Raw genomic sequence first — 1069 nt, forward strand, 5'->3', positions numbered from 1 at the left:
TTGCGCAGGTCCGGCTTGTCGGAGCCATACCAAAGCGCAGCATCCTTATAGGAAATCTGCGGCCAATCCGCGGCGGCATCCACCTTGCGGCCCTTGCCGAATTCCTCGAACACGCCCGCCATCACCGGCGCGATGGTGTCAAACACATCCTGCTGGGTGACAAAGGACATCTCCAGGTCGAGCTGGTAGAAATCGGTGGGCGAGCGGTCAGCGCGCGGGTCCTCGTCGCGGAAACAGGGCGCGATCTGGAAATACTTGTCAAAGCCCGAGACCATCATCAGCTGCTTGAACTGCTGCGGCGCCTGCGGCAGCGCGTAGAACTTGCCCGGATGCAGGCGCGACGGCACCAGGAAGTCGCGCGCGCCTTCAGGGCTGGAGGCGGTGATGATCGGGGTCTGATATTCGTTAAAGCCACGCTCCCACATGCGTTTGCGGATCGACTGAATCATCTTGGAGCGCAGCACCATGTTGTTCTGCATCTTCTCGCGACGCAGATCGAGATAGCGATAGCGCAGGCGGGTTTCTTCCGGGTATTCCTGCTCGCCAAAGACCATCAGCGGCAGCTCTGCGGATTGGCCCAGCACTTCGATGTCGCGTATAAAGACCTCGATCTCGCCGGTGGGGATCTTGGGGTTCACCAGGCTCTCGTCACGGGCCATGACATTGCCGTCGATGCGGATACACCACTCAGAGCGCACCTTCTCGATCTCGGCGAACACCGGGCTGTCCGGGTCGGCCATGACCTGGGTGATGCCGTAATGGTCGCGCAGGTCGATGAACAACAGGCCGCCGTGGTCGCGAACGCGGTGGACCCAACCGGACAGGCGAACCGTCTCGCCCACGTGGGATTTGTTCAACTCGGCGCAGGTATGGCTGCGATATGCGTGCATGGATCAGGTCTCTTCTCGGTCTGCGGCGGAGCGCGCATCGCGCAGGGCCGCCGGGCAAATTCATCCGCACCCGTACACAAGGTTCACGCGGTCTTGTCAAGCAAACCGGGCGAATTGGCCCTGTTCCGGTGCGGAAATTGCCCGCGCAGCATGGGGCGCGGAGGTTTCAGCGCGAACCG

Annotated in this window: 1 protein-coding gene; it reads right to left on the reverse strand. The window is 61.8% G+C overall.

The features are described 5' to 3' along the window. The coding region (gene aspS / locus HCZ87_RS20735; RefSeq protein WP_167647015.1) for an aspartate--tRNA ligase at nt 1–890 on the reverse strand (890 nt) is incomplete at its 3' end. Nucleotides 891–1069: the final 179 nt, after the last annotated feature.

Origin of the sequence: Phaeobacter sp. HF9A, from assembly GCF_011806385.1 — a bacterium.
Lineage (GTDB): Bacteria > Pseudomonadota > Alphaproteobacteria > Rhodobacterales > Rhodobacteraceae > Epibacterium.